At 32.3% G+C, this 19,252-nt stretch carries 18 protein-coding genes; 11 read left to right on the plus strand and 7 right to left on the minus strand.

Features of this window, described 5'->3' with window-relative positions; translation table 11 throughout:
* Window positions 1–16: 16 nt before the first annotated feature.
* The gene (locus tag A9601_RS17880; protein ID WP_041484641.1) at window positions 17–793 is read right to left on the minus strand and encodes a DUF561 domain-containing protein; all 777 of its coding nucleotides are present in this window, start codon (window positions 791–793) and stop codon (window positions 17–19) included.
* Window positions 794–878: 85 nt separating this feature from the next.
* Between A9601_RS17880 and tilS the strand changes: the two genes are divergently transcribed.
* The gene (gene tilS / locus A9601_RS17885; protein ID WP_011819261.1) at window positions 879–1,889 is read left to right on the plus strand and encodes a tRNA lysidine(34) synthetase TilS; all 1,011 of its coding nucleotides are present in this window, start codon (window positions 879–881) and stop codon (window positions 1,887–1,889) included.
* Here tilS and A9601_RS17890 read toward each other — a convergent pair.
* The 3 genes from A9601_RS17890 to A9601_RS17900 all read right to left on the minus strand — a co-directional run bounded on the left by A9601_RS17890 (window position 1,886) and on the right by A9601_RS17900 (window position 5,885).
* Complete coding sequence (locus A9601_RS17890; protein WP_011819262.1) at window positions 1,886–3,874, minus strand: ribonuclease J; 1,989 nt, start codon at window positions 3,872–3,874, stop codon at window positions 1,886–1,888. The two genes, tilS and A9601_RS17890, sit on opposite strands and share 4 nt — an antisense overlap.
* 80 nt (window positions 3,875–3,954) lie before the next feature.
* On the minus strand, window positions 3,955–4,857 hold the full coding sequence (gene dapA / locus A9601_RS17895; RefSeq protein WP_011819263.1) for a 4-hydroxy-tetrahydrodipicolinate synthase: 903 nt from the start codon (window positions 4,855–4,857) through the stop codon (window positions 3,955–3,957).
* Window positions 4,854–5,885, minus strand: a complete 1,032-nt coding sequence (locus A9601_RS17900; RefSeq protein ID WP_011819264.1) for an aspartate-semialdehyde dehydrogenase — start codon at window positions 5,883–5,885, stop codon at window positions 4,854–4,856. Before A9601_RS17900 ends, dapA begins: the two co-directional genes overlap by 4 nt.
* A gap of 124 nt (window positions 5,886–6,009) precedes the next feature.
* Here A9601_RS17900 and tig point away from each other — a divergent pair, with 124 nt between their 5' ends.
* From tig to A9601_RS17920, 4 genes are all read left to right on the plus strand, one after another.
* Window positions 6,010–7,434, plus strand: coding sequence for a trigger factor (gene tig, locus A9601_RS17905; protein ID WP_011819265.1), 1,425 nt, complete (start codon window positions 6,010–6,012; stop codon window positions 7,432–7,434).
* 65 nt (window positions 7,435–7,499) lie between these two features.
* Window positions 7,500–8,144, plus strand: a complete 645-nt coding sequence (gene clpP, locus A9601_RS17910) for an ATP-dependent Clp endopeptidase proteolytic subunit ClpP (RefSeq protein ID WP_011819266.1) — start codon at window positions 7,500–7,502, stop codon at window positions 8,142–8,144.
* 106 nt (window positions 8,145–8,250) lie between these two features.
* Window positions 8,251–9,618 carry an ATP-dependent protease ATP-binding subunit ClpX gene (gene clpX / locus A9601_RS17915; RefSeq protein WP_011819267.1) on the plus strand — a complete coding sequence of 456 codons (1,368 nt, stop codon included), beginning with the start codon at window positions 8,251–8,253 and terminating at the stop codon, window positions 9,616–9,618.
* 57 nt (window positions 9,619–9,675) lie between these two features.
* Window positions 9,676–11,430, plus strand: a complete 1,755-nt coding sequence (locus A9601_RS17920) for a DNA polymerase III subunit gamma/tau (protein ID WP_011819268.1) — start codon at window positions 9,676–9,678, stop codon at window positions 11,428–11,430.
* Between the two features lies 1 nt (window position 11,431).
* On the opposite strand, the gene A9601_RS17925 is transcribed toward A9601_RS17920, so the two are convergent.
* A complete protein-coding gene (locus tag A9601_RS17925; RefSeq protein ID WP_011819269.1) occupies window positions 11,432–12,733 on the minus strand; it encodes a glycosyltransferase family 2 protein in 1,302 nt (433 codons plus the stop codon).
* A 12-nt stretch (window positions 12,734–12,745) separates the two neighbouring features.
* Window positions 12,746–14,299: a SpoIID/LytB domain-containing protein gene (locus A9601_RS17930; protein WP_011819270.1), complete on the minus strand. Its 1,554-nt coding sequence runs from the start codon at window positions 14,297–14,299 to the stop codon at window positions 12,746–12,748.
* Window positions 14,300–14,390: 91 nt separating this feature from the next.
* On the opposite strand from A9601_RS17930, the gene rpmI reads away from it, so the two are divergent.
* The 6 genes from rpmI (at window position 14,391) to A9601_RS17960 (ending at window position 18,879) form a co-directional block, all read left to right on the plus strand.
* Window positions 14,391–14,588 carry a 50S ribosomal protein L35 gene (gene rpmI, locus A9601_RS17935; RefSeq protein WP_011819271.1) on the plus strand — a complete coding sequence of 66 codons (198 nt, stop codon included), beginning with the start codon at window positions 14,391–14,393 and terminating at the stop codon, window positions 14,586–14,588.
* A gap of 28 nt (window positions 14,589–14,616) precedes the next feature.
* Complete coding sequence (gene rplT / locus A9601_RS17940) at window positions 14,617–14,964, plus strand: 50S ribosomal protein L20 (RefSeq protein WP_011819272.1); 348 nt, start codon at window positions 14,617–14,619, stop codon at window positions 14,962–14,964.
* A 35-nt stretch (window positions 14,965–14,999) separates the two neighbouring features.
* Entirely contained in the window at window positions 15,000–15,557 is a 558-nt protein-coding gene (locus A9601_RS17945) for a tetratricopeptide repeat protein (RefSeq protein ID WP_011819273.1), read from the plus strand.
* Between the two features lie 2 nt (window positions 15,558–15,559).
* A complete protein-coding gene (locus A9601_RS17950; RefSeq protein ID WP_011819274.1) occupies window positions 15,560–16,354 on the plus strand; it encodes a thiazole synthase in 795 nt (264 codons plus the stop codon).
* Window positions 16,355–16,525: 171 nt separating this feature from the next.
* The gene (locus tag A9601_RS17955) at window positions 16,526–17,719 is read left to right on the plus strand and encodes an NAD-dependent epimerase/dehydratase family protein (RefSeq protein ID WP_011819275.1); all 1,194 of its coding nucleotides are present in this window, start codon (window positions 16,526–16,528) and stop codon (window positions 17,717–17,719) included.
* Between the two features lie 26 nt (window positions 17,720–17,745).
* Window positions 17,746–18,879 (plus strand): glycosyltransferase family 4 protein, encoded by a 1,134-nt coding sequence (locus A9601_RS17960; protein ID WP_011819276.1) that lies wholly within the window; start codon window positions 17,746–17,748, stop codon window positions 18,877–18,879.
* Window positions 18,880–18,894: 15 nt separating this feature from the next.
* Here the strand turns inward: A9601_RS17960 and A9601_RS17965 are convergent, their stop codons facing one another.
* Window positions 18,895–19,143, minus strand: a complete 249-nt coding sequence (locus A9601_RS17965; protein ID WP_011819277.1) for a hypothetical protein — start codon at window positions 19,141–19,143, stop codon at window positions 18,895–18,897.
* Window positions 19,144–19,252 lie beyond the last annotated feature (109 nt).

Raw genomic sequence — 19,252 nt, forward strand, 5'->3', positions numbered from 1 at the left:
AAAGGATATTGCTATACTAAGAAATTTTTTCTCCAATGATTGAATTTTTCAAAGATTCTTTTAAGGCCCTAACAACCGCAATCATTGATATTAAATCATCTAATTTATTAACTACAGATCCAACGCCAACTGCTGAGGCTCCAGAGGATATTGCTAGTGGACAAGTTACTTGGCTTAATCCAGAGGCACTCATGATTGGTATATTCAGAGATTGTTTCTTAAATTCTTGATGAATAGCATAGGTAGATGCAAGAGTTGGTACTGATTTTTCAAAAAAACCTTGAATTCCTGGAGAGTAAGGAGTAGAACTGGTGCCACCTTCTGTTTGAATAATGTCAACGCCTTCTTCCACTAGCTTTACAGCAAGATCAACTTGTTTATCAATAGGCATAGTATGAGGAACAGTTACTGATAAAGGAAAATTAGGCAATAAATCCCTCGTCTCTTTTGTAATGTTTAAAACTTTTTTATCTGAAAAATTAATGCCTTTTTCATAAAAAGTATCGTAATTTCCTATCTCAATTAATGATGCTCCTGCTTTTACACAATCTTGAAAAGAGCGAGGCACTACTGAACTAACACAAACTGGTAGTGTTGAATTCTTAAGTGCTAAATCAACGAGTTCAGGTTTACAAGCAATATCGACAAGATCTGCACCTCCTAATGAAGCAGCCTCAACAATTATTTTCACAGACTGAACATCGAAATTATTCAATCCTGAAATAACTTTGAGTAAGGATTTGCTTCTTAACTCTTCGTTGATTTTTTGTGGCAAAAGATTAATCAGACTCATTGACTTAATGAATTTATTACCCGATTGTGACATTGTTTTAGTAAAACAGTGCATTTTTTAAAAAATATTATCTGAGCAACACAAAATGACTGATAAAAAATTAAGTCAGAAAAATTGGTCATCATGGCATCATCAGCTTCATAAGGAGATTCTTGCCAAAAAAATATTAATTCCCAAAGGATCCAATATTTTAATAAGTGTTTCAGGGGGTCAAGACTCAATGGCCTTATTAACCCTAATTAATGACCTAAAAAAACTACATAATTGGTCTATTAGTGTTTGGCATGGTGATCATCAGTGGCACGAAAAATCATCACTATATGCTCTTGAATTAAAAGATTATTGCGAAGATAAAAATATTTCATTCTCTTTTGATCAAGCAAATAAAGAAGATATTTCTTCAGAAGAAAAAGCACGAGAATGGAGATATAAAAAATTATGTGAAAGAGCCAAAACTTTATTAAGTACAAACCAGGAAAAACATAATATTTATTTGCTGACTGGTCACACGAGTAGTGATAATGCAGAAACATTTATTCTCAATTTATCTAGAGGAAGCAATTTTGCAGGTCTGAGTAATATTGAGAGTAAAAGATTAATAGAAAATCAAATTTATTTAATAAGACCAATATTAATTTTCAGTAGGGAAGATACAAAACAATTTTGCAATGAAATGAAGATTCCTGTCTGGGAAGATCCTACAAATTCAGATCTTAAATTAAAAAGAAATTTAGTAAGGAAAAAAATTATTCCTATCTTGGAAGTCATCTATCCTGGTTGTTCTGAAAGGATAAATAATTTTTCCCAAAAAATGAGCAAATACAATAATGAACGTAATGATCTAAGTGAACTTGCGTATTTTTATTGTAAAGATATTAAAGGTATCGATAGGAATCTCCTAAATGGTATGTGTATTGAAGCGAGATGCACAATTTTAAATAGATTTTTAAAAGAAATATCTCCAAAGCAATGTAGTTCTAAAAATCTGACAAAATTAGCAACTTCAATTTATGAAAAAAATAAAGGTCAAATTAATCTGCAAGAGTTTTTAAAAATTGTTTGGGATAAAAACTATATAAATTTTGAAAAAAGTTAAGATGTAACAGCAGATCTTCTTCTTCTTGTTCTACCTTCAAATGAATCTTCTGTAGCAGTCTCAGCTGATGGATTCTGTGATACTTTTGGACTTTTTTGGGTATTTTGTGGGTTATTTGAACTATTGGGATGATTATTATTGTTTGATTTCTTATGGAAATTATTATTATTTCTATTTCTATTGGAGAAATTTTGCTCTTCGGTAATCTTTGGAATATAAGCACGAGTTCCACTTGGAGCAGGTTGAACTAAACACAAAATAAGTGGTTCAACTTGTAATTCTCTTCTCATTCTTCTCGATAAACCATTTTCAATTTCTCTTTGTACACCAATCCAATCTACCTCAAAATTATTCGGCCCAGTTTGTCTGGATAATTGTTTCCATCTATTTTCTAAGACCCAACTTATTTCTCGTTCTGTCCACATAGACATTTTTCTTGGCTCTGCAGTAGTAACAACTCCTCTTAAATTAACTCTGGGAGGCGCAACCATCTTCCCATCTGTACTAATAGGAGCTAAAACAGTTACTACACCATCCCCAGCTAATTGCTGCCTTTCCTTTAATACTCGAGCATCTACTATCCCATTTCGTGAGTTATCAAGTAGTTCAACACCAGCTTTTACAGGATCACCCTTTTGAATAGAATTAGGTGTTAGCTCAACTACATCTCCATTTTCAATAATTAAGATATTTTCTTTTGGAACCCCCATAGTTTGTGCACTCTTCCCATGACAAACAAGCATTCTATGTTCTCCATGAACAGGAACAAAAAACTTAGGTTTTGCGAGTGCCAACATTAACTTTTGATCTTCTTGAAAACCATGACCAGAAACATGAATATTCTCACCCTTTCCATAAACAACCTTTGCTCCGAGTTTCATTAATCTATCTATTGTATTAACAACAGAAATAGTATTACCAGGAATTGGGCTGGCTGAAAATATTACAGTATCAGTAGTCTTGAGACGAACATGCTGATGTTCACCACGAGAGATTCTGCTTAATGCTGCTAGGGGTTCTCCTTGACTACCGGTCATCAATAATAAGGTCTCCCTATCTGGCAAATCTCTAATTTGCTTGATAGGAACGAACAAATCATCTGGGCATTTCATATAACCAATATCTCTTGCCTTAGCAATAACATTAATCATCGATCTACCTAACAAACCGACCTTTCTTCCATGTTTCATGGCCAATTCTAAGATCATGGTCACTCTATGCACAGAACTAGCAAAAGTAGTAAGGATAACTCGTTCTTTTGCCTCTGCAATATGTTTTTCTAAAGAGGGGTAGATAGTCTTCTCAGAAGGACAAAAACCTGGAACTTCGGCATTAGTCGAATCACTGAACATACATAAAACTCCCTTCTCTCCATAATGCACCATTCTTTCAATATCAAATTGCTCTCCATCTACTGGCATATGGTCAAACTTAAAATCTCCTGTAAAAATAATTGTGCCAACAGGTGTTGTAACTGCTAAAGAAAAACTATCGCAAATAGAATGGGTATTTCGAATAAATTCAACAGAAAAATGTTGTCCTACTTTTACAACATCTCTTGGATTTACTGTCTGTATAGTTGTTCTATCAGATACCCCTGCTTCCTCCATTTTTCCTCTAAGCATTGACATTGCCAATCTTGGGCCATAAATAATGGGAATATTAAAATGCTTTAGATGATGAGAAATACCACCAATGTGATCTTCATGACCGTGAGTGACAATCATTCCTTTTATTCTTCTTTGATTTTCTTTTAAAAAAGTTGTATCAGGCATAACAACGTTTACGCCATGCATACCATCAGATGGGAAAGCTAGGCCAGCATCAACAAGCATTAATTCATCGCCATATTCAAAAACGCAAGTGTTTTTTCCTATTTCATGTAATCCTCCAAGAGGTATTACTCGTAGAGCTGGAGTATTACTTTTAGATCTAGATGAATCATGAGTAGATCTATTTACAGTTGAATTTGTACTTGATTGCATAATTTTGAAATTTATGAAGGCCTGCTTGTAATCAAATAAGGTTTATTTAAATTTAATTATCAAGTTAAATATAATCCCTATTATAGGGAATTCAGGATAAAAGATAGTTGCTTTTTCATGTCATTGTTTAAAGGTGACAAAGGACTTCTAGGATTACCTACATCCCATCCCGAGAGCTCCAAAGCAGCTTTAATTGGGATTGGATTAGTAGTCATAAAGAGTGCTTTGAAAAGAGGCTGAAGTTTTTCATGAATAGCAAGAGCATTGGAAACCTTTCCACTTTGAAAAGAATGAATCATCTCTTTCAATTGCAATCCAACTAAATGACTTGCAACACTTACTACTCCTACAGCACCTACCGATAACATTGGAAGCAACAATGAATCGTCGCCACTATATACAGAGAGTTCGGAGCCACAAATAGCTCTTAATTCTGTTACTTCTTCTATTCTACCGCTTGCAGCTTTAATACTGAGAATATTTGAGAAATCCATAAGTTTCTTCACAGTATCAGGTAATAAATTGCATCCAGTCCTGCCAGGAATGTTGTAGAGCATAAGAGGCAAATCCTTTGCAGATTTAGCAATAGAACTGAAATGTTTATAAAGACCTTCTTGAGGCGGCTTATTGTAATAAGGAACAACGACCAAAGCACCGTCGGCACCAGAGTCGTAAGCTTTTTTTGTAGCTTCCACAGCTTCGCTTGTACAATTGCTACCAGTGCCAACTATTACTTTACAGCTTGCATCCAAAGATCCTTTTACCGCAATAAATAAATCATGCTGCTCCGCCCATGAAAGAGTCGGAGATTCTCCAGTAGTACCGCACAACACAATTCCATCGGAACCGTTCTCAAAAAGATAATTTGAAAGTTTTATAGCTAGTTCATAATCTACATCTCCATTCTCAGTGAATGGAGTAACCATTGCAGTCAATATTCTTCCAAATAATGGATTATTACACTCAGTTTTGTCTGTAATCATTTTTTTGGAATTAATAACTCAGCTATTTGAACAGCATTCAGAGCTGCTCCTTTTCTTATTTGATCTCCACATAACCATAATTCTAATCCATGAGGATGACTTATATCAGTTCTTAGCCTGCCAACAGCAATATTATCCCTTCCCATAACGTCATTTGGCATAGGAAATCTATTATTTTTGTAATCCTCAATAATTTCAATTCCAGGAGATTTTTTTAATTCTTCAAGAGCTTCTTTAGGCTCAACTACATCGGCAAATTCAATGTTGATCGATTCAGAATGTGCTCTTAGAACTGGGACTCGAACACATGTAGCAGAGAGCTTTAAATCAGCAATATTTAATATTTTCCTTGTCTCATTAACCATTTTCATCTCTTCTTCGCAGTAATTATTTGAAAGCATAGGAGAATTATGTAAAAACAAATTAAAAGCAAGGGAGTATGGCAAAACTTCACTTTTTTGAGGATTTCCTTGAAGATATTTTTCAGTTAAAAGTTTTAGTTCCTCCATCGCCAGTTGGCCTGCACCACTGACAGATTGATATGTTGAGACAATAACTCTTTGAATAGTAGAAAGTTTGTTTAATGGAGCTAAAACTAATGTCAACAAAATGGTAGTGCAGTTTGGATTGGCTATTACCCCATCATGATTAAGTACGTCACTAGCATTAACTTCAGGGACTATAAGAGGAACGTTCTTATCTAATCTGAAAGCACTTGAATTATCTATCAGTAAAGCATTTTGATCAATAATGGTAGATAACCACTTTTTTGAAATACTTCCGCCAGCTGACGCCAAAACTAGATCAAGATTCTTAAATTCTTCCTTAGTTGTTTTTTTTGTAACTAGTTCTTCACCTTTCCAAATAATTTTTTTTCCTTCTGACCGCTCTGATGAAAGCAAGACCAATTCTGATATTGGGAAATCACGTTGTTCAAGAATTTTTAGCAATTCAGATCCCACAGCACCTGAAGAACCTAAAACAGCAACTTTTAATGGCCTATTAGGCAAATAAGGAAATTGTCTCACACTTTAAAATGATTTTTATGAATAGATTGACTATTTTTTTTACTTTATCAAAAAATTAACTTTCAAGGAAATCACATAATGTGAAATAATTAAGATTCGGTTCAAAGTAATAACTTAGAAAAACATGGCTAAAGATGCACTAATAGTCAAAACAACTCCTCTGCCTCAAAGTAGAATTTCATTCGAATTAGAAATACCATCTGAGACATGCAAAACGTGTGTAAATGAAACAATCAATTCTATCAGTCGTTCAGCTAAAATTCCGGGATTTAGACTTGGTAAGATTCCTAAACAAGTCTTAATCCAAAGAATTGGCATCACACAATTACATGCTTCTGCTCTGGAAAAAATTATTGATAAATCATGGCAAGAAGCGTTAAAAATAAAATCTATAGAGCCACTAAGTGAGCCAGAATTGGTGGATGGATTTGAATCTTTACTTGCAAAGTTTAGTCCTGAAAAATCACTTAAGGTTACTCTTCAAACTGATGTTGCCCCAGAATTAAAACTTAAAAAATCCAAAGGACTTAGTGTTGAAATATCAAAGACAAAGTTTGATCCTAAGTCAATAGATGAAGCGCTAGAAAAATCTAGAAATCAGTTTGCAAACATTATTCCAGTTACCAATAGAGCAGCAAAATTAGGAGATATTGCTGTAGTTAGTTTCAAAGGAAAATATAAAGATTCTGGTAAAGAGATTGATGGTGGAACAAGTGAATCAATGGATCTTGAGTTAGAAAAGAACAAAATGATTCCCGGTTTCGTTGAGGGAATCGTAAAGATGAAAATTGGTGATACTAAAACACTTAACCTTAAATTTCCTGATGATTATTCTCATGAGGATTCAAGAGGCAAAGAAGCAATTTTTGAAGTAAATCTTAAGGATCTTAAGGAAAAAGAATTGCCTGAACTTAATGACGATTTTGCAAAACAGTCTGGCAACAAAGAATCATTAAAAGAGTTAAAGAAAGATATTGAAAAGCAACTTAAAGACAATTTTGAAAAAACTCAAAAAGATATCAAAATTGAAGCTTTATTAGATGCCTTAACAAACGAATTGGTTGCTGAAATTCCAAAATCTATGATTGATATAGAAGTGAGGAATAATATTGAACAAACCGCTCAAAGATTCGCTCAACAAGGTCTTGATGTTAAATCTACTTTCACTCCAGAATTAGTTAAGTCATTAGCAGATTCCACAAGGCCTCAAGCTGAAAAAAATGTTCAAAGAAATTTAGCTTTAAAAGCATTAGCTGAAACTGAAAACATAAAAGTTGAGCAAGATGAAATTGATTCAAAAATGAAAGATTATGAAGATGCAATCTCTCAATCTTCAAAACAAATAGATATTAAAAAACTAACAGAAGTATTAACTAACGATTTACTCAAAGAAAAATTAATCATTTGGCTTGAAGAAAATTCTGAAGTAAAAGAAAAAACTACAAAAACTTCTAAAGCTACAAAAACCTCAAAAACAACAAAAGCCACAAAAACTGCGTCAAAAACTACAAAAACTACAAAAACTCAAAATAAAAAAGAAAAAAAATAATTTATGAAATTTCCTACTAATTAGACAAAAACCCCTTAAATTATTTATAAGACGAAAACTATTTTGTGAACTCAGAAAAAAAACATTTAATCCAAAGCTCAATAAGTTCTTACGAAAGTAACAATAAAACCATTGCTGCTGTTCCTACTGTTATAGAACAATCAGGTAGAGGAGAAAGAGCTTTTGATATTTATTCAAGACTATTAAGGGAGAGAATAATTTTTTTAGGTACTGGAATTAATGATCAAGTATCTGATTCACTTGTTGCACAATTATTATTTCTTGAAGCGGAAGATCCCGAAAAAGACATACAAATATATATCAATTCTCCTGGTGGCTCAGTAACTGCAGGAATGGCAATATACGATACTATGCAGCAAATATCCCCTGATGTAGTGACAATATGCTTTGGAGTAGCGGCAAGTATGGGGGCATTTCTTCTTTCTGGAGGAGCAAAGGGGAAAAGATTGGCTTTACCTAATTCTAGGATTATGATTCATCAACCTCTAGGAGGTGCACAAGGTCAAGCAGTAGAGATTGAAATACAAGCTAAAGAAATACTTTTTCTCAAGAAAACATTAAATTCGCTTTTAGCAGAACATACTGGTCAACCTTTAGAAAAAATTAATGAAGACACAGAAAGAGATTATTTTTTATCTCCCTCAGAAGCAGTCGAATATGGATTAATTGATAAAGTTATCAAAAAGTGACAAGGGGTTCTGATTTTTTAAGAATAAGATGACGAATCGATATTTATAAGCAATCCTAGTGAATAGGGAATATTTAACACCTTTCACTTTTAAAAACTTATTATCGATGGCTAAATTCGACGCCCATCTTAAATGTTCATTTTGCGGTAAATCACAAGACCAAGTAAGAAAGCTTATAGCTGGTCCTGGGGTTTATATCTGTGATGAGTGCATAGATCTTTGTAATGAAATTCTCGATGAAGAACTACTTGATAATCAAGCGAACACAAACAACCCTCCGCAAGTAAAAAAGAAATTACCAACTGATAATCCAAAAAAATCTGTTCCTTTAGAATTAACCTCAATTCCTAAGCCATTAGAAATTAAAAGTTTTCTAGATAATCAAGTTGTTGGACAAGAATCCGCAAAAAAAATATTATCAGTCGCCGTATACAATCACTACAAGCGATTAGCTTGGAAAGTTAAAGAAGATAGTAAAAATAACAATGCAACAGATTCACAAGCAACTAAATTACAAAAATCAAATATTTTACTCATCGGCCCTACTGGAAGTGGAAAAACATTATTGGCGCAAACTTTAGCAGAGTTTTTAGATGTTCCTTTTGCAGTAGCTGATGCAACGACTTTGACAGAAGCTGGATATGTTGGGGAGGATGTTGAAAACATACTTTTAAGACTTCTACAGAAATCAGAAATGAATGTAGAACTAGCTCAAAAAGGAATTATTTATATTGATGAAATAGATAAAATTGCAAGAAAAAGCGAGAATCCCTCAATTACTAGAGATGTCTCTGGTGAAGGAGTACAGCAAGCTTTATTAAAAATGCTTGAAGGAACAATTGCTAATGTGCCACCACAAGGCGGAAGAAAACATCCGTATCATGACTGTATCCAAATTGATACGAGTCAAATACTATTTATTTGTGGGGGAGCTTTTATAGGTTTAGAGGATATCGTTCAAAAGCGTATGGGTAAACACTCTATAGGTTTTACCACCAATTCAGATCAAAACAAAGTTGATACAAAAAAAATAGTAGACCCAAGAGATTCCCTGAAAAATTTAGAATTAGATGACTTAGTGAAATATGGCCTAATTCCAGAATTTATTGGAAGAATTCCGGTTTGTGCTGTATTAGATCGTCTTACTAAAGAAACTTTAGAATCTATTTTGACTCAACCAAGAGATGCATTAGTAAAGCAATTCAAAACTTTGCTAAGTATGGATAATGTTGAATTATCATTTGAGCCTGATTCTGTTGAAGCGATAGCAAATGAAGCATACAAAAGAAAAACAGGTGCAAGAGCATTAAGATCAATAATTGAAGAGCTAATGCTAGACATAATGTATACTTTGCCTTCTGAAGAAAATGTAAAAGAATTCACAATTACGAAAAAAATGGTAGATAATTTGTTCTCATCTAAAATTGTTAAACTACCTTCAGGATCAAAAAGAATCATTAAAGAGTCTGCATAAAATTATAGTTTAATTTTTTTAATTGAATCCCTAATTTTTCTAATTAATGAAAAATAAATGCCAAATATACATAAACCTTTTCATCAAAAATATAGACCAAACAACTTAGACGAACTGGTTGGGCAAAAATTTATATCCATTACACTCAAACAGGCTCTACTAACAAAAAAAATTGCTCCTGCATATCTTTTTAATGGTCCAAGAGGCACTGGAAAAACATCAAGTGCAAGAATTTTTGCAAAATCTCTAAATTGCCAGGCATTCGACCAACCTACTATAACTCCTTGTTGTAAATGTGACTTATGTAGACAAATTACAGAAGGGAGCGCTCTAGATATTATCGAGATTGATGCAGCATCAAATACAGGAGTAGAAAATATAAGAGAAATTATAGAAAGAGCGAGATTTGCTCCTACTCAAGCGAGATGGAAAGTCTATGTAATTGATGAATGTCATATGCTTTCAACGGCAGCTTCAAACGCGTTACTAAAAACTATTGAAGAACCGCCCTCAAGAGTTGTATTTATACTTGCGACAACAAATCCTGAGAGAGTATTAAATACAATAAAAAGTAGATGCCAAAAGTTTGATTTTAGAAGAATAAGCCCTAGTGATATTTTTCAACATTTATCAGAAATCTCCGAAAAAGAATCCATTAAGTACGAAGTTCAGGCGTTAAAAATGATTGCAAAAAGGTCTAATGGAGGTATGAGAGATGCGCAAAGCCTCCTTGAACAATTGAATCTTTTACCAGAAGGGATAACAATTAACGGTATCCAAAACCTCCTAGGAGAAGTATCAGAAAGTGAATTAACAAATCTGATTAAATCATTGGTTGAGAATAATCCAGAGTCATTAATTGACACTTGCAACAAATTATATGATTCCGGAAACGAACCTCTTCAAATAATTATCGGATTGTTGAATATAACAAGAGATCTACTATTACACACTACTAATAACAAATATTCAGATCTTTATTATACCTCTGATGAATTTCGAGATGAGTTAGATAAAATCTCAAAAACAATTAATAAATCTAAAATAGTAAATTGGCATAATAATCTGAGAAATATTGAATATCAAATCAAATCAAGTGATAATCCAAGGCTTTGGTTAGAAATACATTTAACTGGTCTTCTGGATAGTCAAGAGATAAATAGTTTGGAAAATAAAAAAGAAAGTAAAAATAATACGACTGAGGAGCATGAAAGTAGAAAAAACATTCCAATTAATAAAGAAAATATTTCACATGAGATTCCAAAACCAAGTATCCAAGAAGAGATAACACACAAGGAATTGATCGAAAAAAAAGAGGAAAAATTAGAAAAATTTGAAGTTCTTGAAAAAGAAAGTATTGAAAATATTTCTGAAAATAACCAAAATAATCCTCGATCAAATTTAAAAGATAAATGGGAATTAATTCTTTCTAAAGTAGAGTTACCATCAACAAGAATGTTACTTTCACAACAAGCCGAACTTGAAAGTTTTGATTCGGAGAAAATCACAATTGCATTATCTCCAAACTGGGAAAATATGATAAAAAGCAGAAAAGTTATAATTGAAGATACTGTAAAAAAGATATTTGGAGATGGAATAATACTTAATTTTTCAACCAAACAATTAAATAAAAGTAACCCTACAAACACTCCAGAAATAACCCAAAATGAAGTAAATAATTTCCGACCAATAAAAAAAATAGAACCAAAAACTAATTCGACAACAAAAATTTCCAACGAGGAAACTTATGATGATAGTTCAAAAAATTTAGCAAATTTTTTTAATGGAGAAATTATAGACCTTGATGAATAGATTAAACTCCAGTATGAAGAGTCTTTCGCCAGAGTATCTTTTTAGGAAAAATAGACATCTTTATAGTTACCCAAGGGATTACTAAAAACCAATGTGATAAATAAAAAACCGATACAAATACCATCAAAAAATTGCTTTTTTGCAATACAGGTACTTCACTTTTACAAGAAGAACCGTACCAAAAAGCAATTCCAGATAACATAAAAGCTGTAAATGAAATAGGCCAGTAAATTGGTGAATCTAAAAAAGCAATACTGAAAACTAAATCAAAAATAGAAATGGTTGGTAATGCATATTGCAAGATGAAAAAGTAAGTTAAATCAAATTTCTGCAAATAATCAATTTTATTAGTAAATAATTGATCTCCATAATCGAAGAATCTTTGCAACCCCCCCTCTGCCCATCTTTGCCTTTGGGCTAATAAAGCATTTAAATTCTCAACTGCCTCCTCCATGACTGGAGGATCCCATAAGATTCCAATTCTAGATTTTGATAATAATAATCTTAAACTCAAATCAAGATCATCTGTAACTGTATCTTCATTAAAAGAACCACATGCTAATAATGTTTCTTTCTTAATTAATTGACCATTTCCCCTTAATTCGGAAACTCCAGCAACTGATAATCTTCCATATTGAAAGATTGCATCCATAGCCATCTCCATTGACTGACAGGAAGTTAAAAAATTCTTACTTACATTTGTTACTGATTTTCTTAGTTGAACTGCAGACCAATCACCCTCTTCTACAAAACTAAATAACCTTATCAAAGAATCTTTTTTTAATTCAGCATCAGCATCCAAAACTAGTAACCATTCACCATGGGTAAATTTCAAGGCATAATTCAAAGCTCCTGACTTTCCTCCTCCTGCATTTGGAGAACGACTTATGACTTTTAGCTTTTCATATTGTCTTGATAATCGATCTAAAATTAAAGGCGTCTTATCAGAACTACCATCATCGATTATATGAATATTTAATTTATTTGTTGGATAATCTAAACTAAATAATCTTTCAACTAATCTTGATATGACATTCTCTTCATCTCTAGCTGCGACTAAAATATCAAGCACAGGTAACTCTTTATTGCTAATTCTTCTGCTTAAAGTATTTAAAACGTTGTTCCTTTTGAAATTTCTCGAAATAACTATTAAACCGTAAAAAACAATCACAAAAGAAAGAGTCAACATTATATAAAAGAAATTTTCGATATTGTTAGCGTGAGGAATAAAAGCTACTAAAAAACAAGCACTAAGAAATATAAACGACTTCAATCTTCGATTTTTATAAAAACCCTTACTCATAAAAGTAAATTGTTAATTACTTAACTTCCATTGAGACAATATCTCAAATTTTTTTAGTTTTGCATTTCGATAGTAATGATTCAATATTTGTTCATAAGAGAATCCTAATTTAGCCATTTCAATTGCTCCTGACTGAGATAAACCTACACCATGACCGAAGCCTCCTCCTCTCAAAAGCCATAAATCATCATTTAATTTATTAATAGTAAACAAATTACTAGGTATAAAATTTAATACCCGTCGAATATCATCTTTAACAAGAACAATAGATTTATTACCCTTGTCAGTTTGTATTTCCAATTTTGTCACTCTGCCACTAGAACCACGTTCAATAGAATTTAAATCCAAAACATCTTCATTAATATTTATAAGTTTGTTTTTAATTAACTTTTCTTTAATTTCAAGACTAGAAATTTTCTTATTCCATCGAAAAAGAGAATGATTACTCCCATAAAACTGTTCCTTATCAAAATCTAAAAAATTATTTAAATAAAATTCATTTGTAATTGGTAGTTTAAAAATGTTATTTAATGATTTAGAGCCATCAATGATTGAATTGAAATAAGAATAATCTTGAATTTGCCAAGACTCGCCTGCAGTAGCAGATACTCCACCATTAGAACCATGATAAAAAGCATTTATTGGTTGATTTTCATGAGTGAGAATTAAATTTGAAGTTTCGTCTATGGCTTTTTGTACGTTTTTATATGAAATTTCAGAAGGCTTATAAACTTGACATTGAGTGCTTATACATAAATGATATTTATCCATATTAAATCTATCAGAATTAAATATGCCCCAAGTTCTTGCAATAACTGCTTGAGCCTTGAGTGCTTCTAAAGGAGAATTCGGTCCAATTTCATATGGCAAAACACCTGCCAAATAGTCATCAAATTCAATTTTTTGAACTAAGGTCCAAGTTCCATATAAATCCTTTATTAAATAAAAATTTTTGCCAAAATTAACACCATTTATTTTTATTTTCTCTTCAGAATAAATACATATGGGACCTTCAAGTTTTATACCACTGTAGTCATTTCTAAGAACAGGAGTAATTTGAAAATTTTTTATTTTTCTATAAATCTTATTTTTTAATTCAAACTCTGGCAGATCCTCTTGAAATGGAATCCATACTTCCCAATTTTTAGGGTAGGCAACAGTCGTATCAAATCCCTTATCTCTTAGTTTCTCTGATTGTTTTTTTGCCGATTCATAGCTAGCAAAAGGACCAAAAACAATTCTTTCAATTGTTTTTGGATTTTTAACAGGAATATCCGCCCAGGTAATATTTATCTGTTTTGATTTATGCTTAATACCGTTGGACGATATCAAGTTTACAAAACCTTTATTAGTTGTAAAGTTTATATTCTTTTTCTCCGAAAAACTATCATTCTCCCCACCTAAATATTGCTTTAAACCAATTAAAAATTTTCCTTTTTTAATTTCATTATGGAGTTCAACCTTTAGCAATTCTTCTCCTTTTGCATTTGAAATAAATTTAGTGTTTATTACTAAAAGAGAAATACAACCTAAAAATAAGTTTAAAAAGGCAAATTTAAGTTTCATAAATTAGAACTTTCCTTATCAATTAAAAACTTTAATTTGCACCAATGCGTATAAAGGTTTAGATTATCCTAATTAAACACATTTGACTTAAATGTCTAAACTAAAAACTCGTAAATCAGCTGCCAAAAGATTTAAAGCTACTGCGACGGGTAAATTCATGAGAAGAAGAGCTTTCCATAATCATTTACTTGATCATAAAAGCTCAAAATTAAAAAGACATCTATCAACAAAAGCCGTAGTTGATGAAAGAGATGCTGATAATGTAAGATTAATGATTCCATACGCATAAATCTTTAACCAATTTTTATTAGATATTCATGGCACGGGTAAAAAGAGGCAACATAGCCAGAAAAAGAAGAAACAAAATCTTAAATCTTGCAAAAGGTTTTAGAGGCGGCAACAAAAATCTTTTCAGAACCGCAAACCAAAGAGTGATGAAAGCTCTTTGTAATGCTTATAGGGATAGAAGAAGAAGAAAAAGAGATTTTAGAAGACTTTGGATTTCTAGAATTAACGCATCTGCGAGGATAAATGGAACAAATTATAGCAAGTTAATAAATGGGATGAAAAATGCAGATATTATCATTAACAGAAAAATGCTTGCTCAATTAGCCATAACCGATCCTAAGTGTTTTGAAAAAATTGTTTCTTCCGTAAGTCAGTAGAAAAAAGAATATAATTAAGAAAATAATTATAAATAATGGAAATATCTTCCTTTCAATCTTATTTAATAATTCTTTTTGTTGTATTAATAATAATTTCTATCTTTGTATTCAGACAATTTCTAAAAACCAGGAGTGAAGAATTAAATTTAGTCAAATTCGAGCAGAAAGGTTTAGATTCTCTCACTCAAGCTACAGAATTATATGAATTTGGGTCTATTCAAATAAAAAAAAGATTATATCCTGAAGCTACTAAAACTTTTTTAAAAGCAATTGAAAATTATGAAAATGAACCTGATGAAGCCAAAGCGATAATAAATAATGCTTTAGGATTTTCTTATGCTGCTCAAAATGAATTTAAGAAAGCAATTAAACACTATAAATCTGCAATAAAATCACTTCCAGAATATCCTATAGCCCTAAATAACCTCGCATCAGCACAACAGCGTTTACTTGAGTACGACTTGGCATATGAAACTTATCAAAAAGTTTTGGTGATAGATCCAAAAAACAAAACAGCAATAAAAAAAAGTAAGGAATTAGAAAAAAGAAACAATTATGAACCTTATAAAGGTATTAAGGATAAGGGATTCTAAATATGGAAAATTATTCTTCTTTACTAATTGGTGGAAAACAATTTTCCAGTAGATTAATGGTTGGTACTGGCAAATACAAATCTACTCAAGATATGGTGGCAAGTTTGTCAAATTCTGAAACGGAAATTATAACCGTCGCTGTTAGAAGAATTAAAAATGATCAGACCGGAGAAAATTTACTCGAAAAGATCAACTGGGAAAAATACTGGATGCTTCCTAATACAGCTGGTTGTGTTAATTCCGATGAGGCAGTCAGAATAGCAATTTTAGGTAGAGAACTTGCAAAATTATCTGGTCAAGAAGAAAATAATTTTGTGAAGTTAGAAGTTATTCCTGACAAAAAGTATTTGCTACCAGATCCAATAGAAACTCTTAAAGCAGCCGAAATTTTAATTAAAAAAGGTTTCGCTGTACTACCTTATATCAATGCAGATCCCATTCTTGCAAAAAGACTAGAAGAAATAGGTTGTGCAACTGTAATGCCATTGGGCTCTCCCATAGGCTCCGGGCAAGGTTTGTTAAATTTATCAAATATAAGGATTATTATTGAGAATTCAAAAGTGCCAGTAATAATTGACGCAGGAATTGGGGTACCTAGTGAAGCTTCTCAAGCTATGGAAATTGGAGCTGATGGTGTTTTAATCAATAGTGCAATAGCACAAGCTGCAAATCCTCCTCTAATGGCTCAAGCGATAAATTATAGTGTGAAAGCTGGCAGGCAAGCTTTTCTGGCAGGAAGAATTAAAAAACAAGACTTTGCAGTAGCAAGTTCGCCGGAAAAAAATATATCTATCTAATTCTCTAAATTGAGAAAAGTTTCAAAAGAAAGTAAAAATTTATTATTTGCTTTTATTTATCCTATTTAAGAAAGAAGATTTGAAACTATTTACAATGTTTTTTCGCAAAGTGGAAGCACGCTGTAGTAATTTAATAAATATATTATGAATCTTTTAATTCTGGAGTTCTGAGTGAAAGTTATTGTTCTAGGTGGAGATGGTTTTTGCGGTTGGCCTTGTGCGGTGAATTTAGCAGAGCAAAATCATGATGTAATTATTGTCGACAATTTAAGTCGTAGAAAAATTGATATTGATCTAGAGGTAGAATCTTTAACTCCAATTTCTTCCATAACAGAACGACTTTCTGCATGGGAAGAGACTGGAGGCAAGCCTATGAGATTTCTTAACATGGATATCTCTAAGCAATATCAAAAATTACTCAATTTGCTCATTGATGAAAAACCAGATTCCGTGATCCATTTTGCAGAACAAAGAGCAGCACCATACTCGATGAAATCGAGTTTTACCAAAAGATATACAGTAGATAATAATGTTAATGGCACCCACAACTTGCTTGCTGCGATAGTAGAGAGTAATTTAGATATTCATGTTGTTCATTTAGGAACAATGGGAGTCTACGGATATGGATCACATAGAGGTGCAACAATTCCAGAAGGTTATCTAAAAGTTGAAGTTCCACAACCTGATGGAAGCCGCTTTGAAGAAGAAATATTACACCCTGCAAGCCCAGGTAGTGTCTACCACATGACTAAAACTTTAGATCAATTATTATTTCTTTACTACAACAAAAATGATCTTGTAAGGATCACTGATCTACACCAAGGCATTGTTTGGGGAACAAATACAGAAGCAACTTTAAAAGATCCTAGATTGACAAACAGATTTGACTATGACGGAGATTATGGAACTGTTTTAAACAGATTTCTAATGCAAGCTGCAATTGGATATCCATTAAGTGTTCATGGGACAGGAGGGCAAACAAGAGCATTTATACATATAAAAGACTCTGTCAAATGCGTACAACTTGCTCTTGAAAATCCTCCAAAATCTGGAGAAAGAGTCAAAATCTTTAATCAAATGACTGAGAGTCATCAAGTTGGAGAACTAGCTAAAAAAGTTGCTTCTCTAACTGGAGCTGAAATCAATTATTTACCAAATCCAAGGAATGAAGCAGTAGAAAATGATCTAATTGTTGATAATAAATGCTTTATAGAATTAGGTTTAAACCCAACTACTCTTGATAATGGCTTATTAGAAGAAGTTGTTGAAGTTGCTAAAAAATACTCCAATAGATGTGATCTTAATCGCATACCTTGTGTTTCATCCTGGACAAAAAAACAAGCTGAGGCTATTAAGACTAATTAAAATTTTGAAATAGTTATCTTAAGAAAGTGAAAATTGCATTGTTTACTGAAACTTTTTTACCTAAAGTTGACGGCATAGTCACAAGACTGACTAAAACAATTGAATTTTTAATAAAAAATGGTGATGAAGTTATAATTTTTTGTCCAGAGGGGTGTCCAGAATCATATATGGGAGCAACTGTAGTGGGAGTTGCTGCAATGCCATTACCCTTATATCCAGAGTTGAAGCTTGGCTTACCAGGCCCTGCAGTCTCAGATAAGTTAGAAAAATTTAACCCAGATTTAATACATGTTGTTAATCCAGCTGTACTTGGCTTAGGTGGCATATGGTTGGCGAAAACTAATAATATTCCTTTAATTGCTAGCTACCATACTCATCTTCCGAAATATCTGGAACATTACGGTATGGGTATGCTAGAGCCACTTTTGTGGGAATTACTTAAAGCAGCTCATAATCAAGCATTGTTAAATTTGTGTACTTCCACCGCTATGGTCAATGAATTAAAAGATAAAGGTATTCAAAGGACTGCTCTTTGGCAAAGAGGAGTAGATACTTACAGTTTCAGACCAGATTTAAGAAATGAGAAAATGAGAGATAAATTATTTGGAAAATATAAAGATGCTAATTATTTATTGATTTATGTAGGAAGATTATCCGCAGAAAAACAAATTGAGAGAATTAAACCAGTCTTAGAAAGTATCCCTAATGCTTGTCTAGCACTTGTAGGCGACGGACCGTATAGAAACCAACTTGAAAAAATCTTCGAAAATACCAAGACTAATTTCATAGGATATTTATCTGGTAATGAACTTGCTAGCGCCTATGCCTCTGGAGATATATTTTTATTTCCCTCTAGTACAGAAACACTTGGTTTAGTTTTACTCGAAGCAATGGCCGCAGGATGTCCAGTTATCGGAGCCAACAAGGGGGGAATTCCAGATATAATTAGCGATGGGATAAATGGTTGTTTATATGATCCAGATGAAAAAGATAATGGGGTACAAAGTTTGATTGAAGCAACAAAAAAAATTCTAGAGAATGAAGATAAAAGAGAAATTATGAGAAAAGAGGCGCGAAACGAAGCAGAAAAATGGGATTGGAATCAAGCAACGTTACAACTGCAAAATTATTATTCAGAAACGCTCAAAGAAATAGATTAAATTTGATCTAATTTATTATGCGACGTGTGGGGGCGTAGGATTGCTATATGAACTTAAAGGAAGTATTAGAGTAGCTATATTTTGATTCTTTTCAGGCCTTTTTTTCTTTGAGAATTTTTTCCCAAAAGGTACTCTTATAACATTAGTCCCCTCAATAGAACAAATATTTGAGTTATCTCCAGAAAAATTATTTACAAAATTTGGTAAGTTGACGTTTTTAACTGGCAGTCGCTTAACATTACCAGATTTAAAATCTTTGGTCATAGCTTCAAATACCCCAAAAAATTTGATGCTCGAATATTGTAATAAAAAAATTTAAAAAAATTCTATAAGAAAATATTAAATTTTTATTCAAATTGATAATAACTAAGTA

Origin of the sequence: Prochlorococcus marinus str. AS9601, from assembly GCF_000015645.1 — a bacterium.
Taxonomy (GTDB): domain Bacteria; phylum Cyanobacteriota; class Cyanobacteriia; order PCC-6307; family Cyanobiaceae; genus Prochlorococcus_A; species Prochlorococcus_A marinus_O.

Coding starts and splice junctions, on each gene's coding strand:
- A9601_RS17880 (WP_041484641.1), bottom strand. CDS start 793: ATGAGTCTGATTAATCTTTTGCCACAAAAAATCAACGAAGAGTTAAGA.
- tilS (WP_011819261.1), top strand. CDS start 879: ATGACTGATAAAAAATTAAGTCAGAAAAATTGGTCATCATGGCATCAT.
- A9601_RS17890 (WP_011819262.1), bottom strand. CDS start 3,874: ATGCAATCAAGTACAAATTCAACTGTAAATAGATCTACTCATGATTCA.
- dapA (WP_011819263.1), bottom strand. CDS start 4,857: ATGATTACAGACAAAACTGAGTGTAATAATCCATTATTTGGAAGAATA.
- tig (WP_011819265.1), top strand. CDS start 6,010: ATGGCTAAAGATGCACTAATAGTCAAAACAACTCCTCTGCCTCAAAGT.
- clpX (WP_011819267.1), top strand. CDS start 8,251: ATGGCTAAATTCGACGCCCATCTTAAATGTTCATTTTGCGGTAAATCA.
- A9601_RS17920 (WP_011819268.1), top strand. CDS start 9,676: ATGCCAAATATACATAAACCTTTTCATCAAAAATATAGACCAAACAAC.
- A9601_RS17925 (WP_011819269.1), bottom strand. CDS start 12,733: ATGAGTAAGGGTTTTTATAAAAATCGAAGATTGAAGTCGTTTATATTT.
- A9601_RS17930 (WP_011819270.1), bottom strand. CDS start 14,299: ATGAAACTTAAATTTGCCTTTTTAAACTTATTTTTAGGTTGTATTTCT.
- rpmI (WP_011819271.1), top strand. CDS start 14,391: ATGTCTAAACTAAAAACTCGTAAATCAGCTGCCAAAAGATTTAAAGCT.
- rplT (WP_011819272.1), top strand. CDS start 14,617: ATGGCACGGGTAAAAAGAGGCAACATAGCCAGAAAAAGAAGAAACAAA.
- A9601_RS17945 (WP_011819273.1), top strand. CDS start 15,000: ATGGAAATATCTTCCTTTCAATCTTATTTAATAATTCTTTTTGTTGTA.
- A9601_RS17950 (WP_011819274.1), top strand. CDS start 15,560: ATGGAAAATTATTCTTCTTTACTAATTGGTGGAAAACAATTTTCCAGT.
- A9601_RS17965 (WP_011819277.1), bottom strand. CDS start 19,143: ATGACCAAAGATTTTAAATCTGGTAATGTTAAGCGACTGCCAGTTAAA.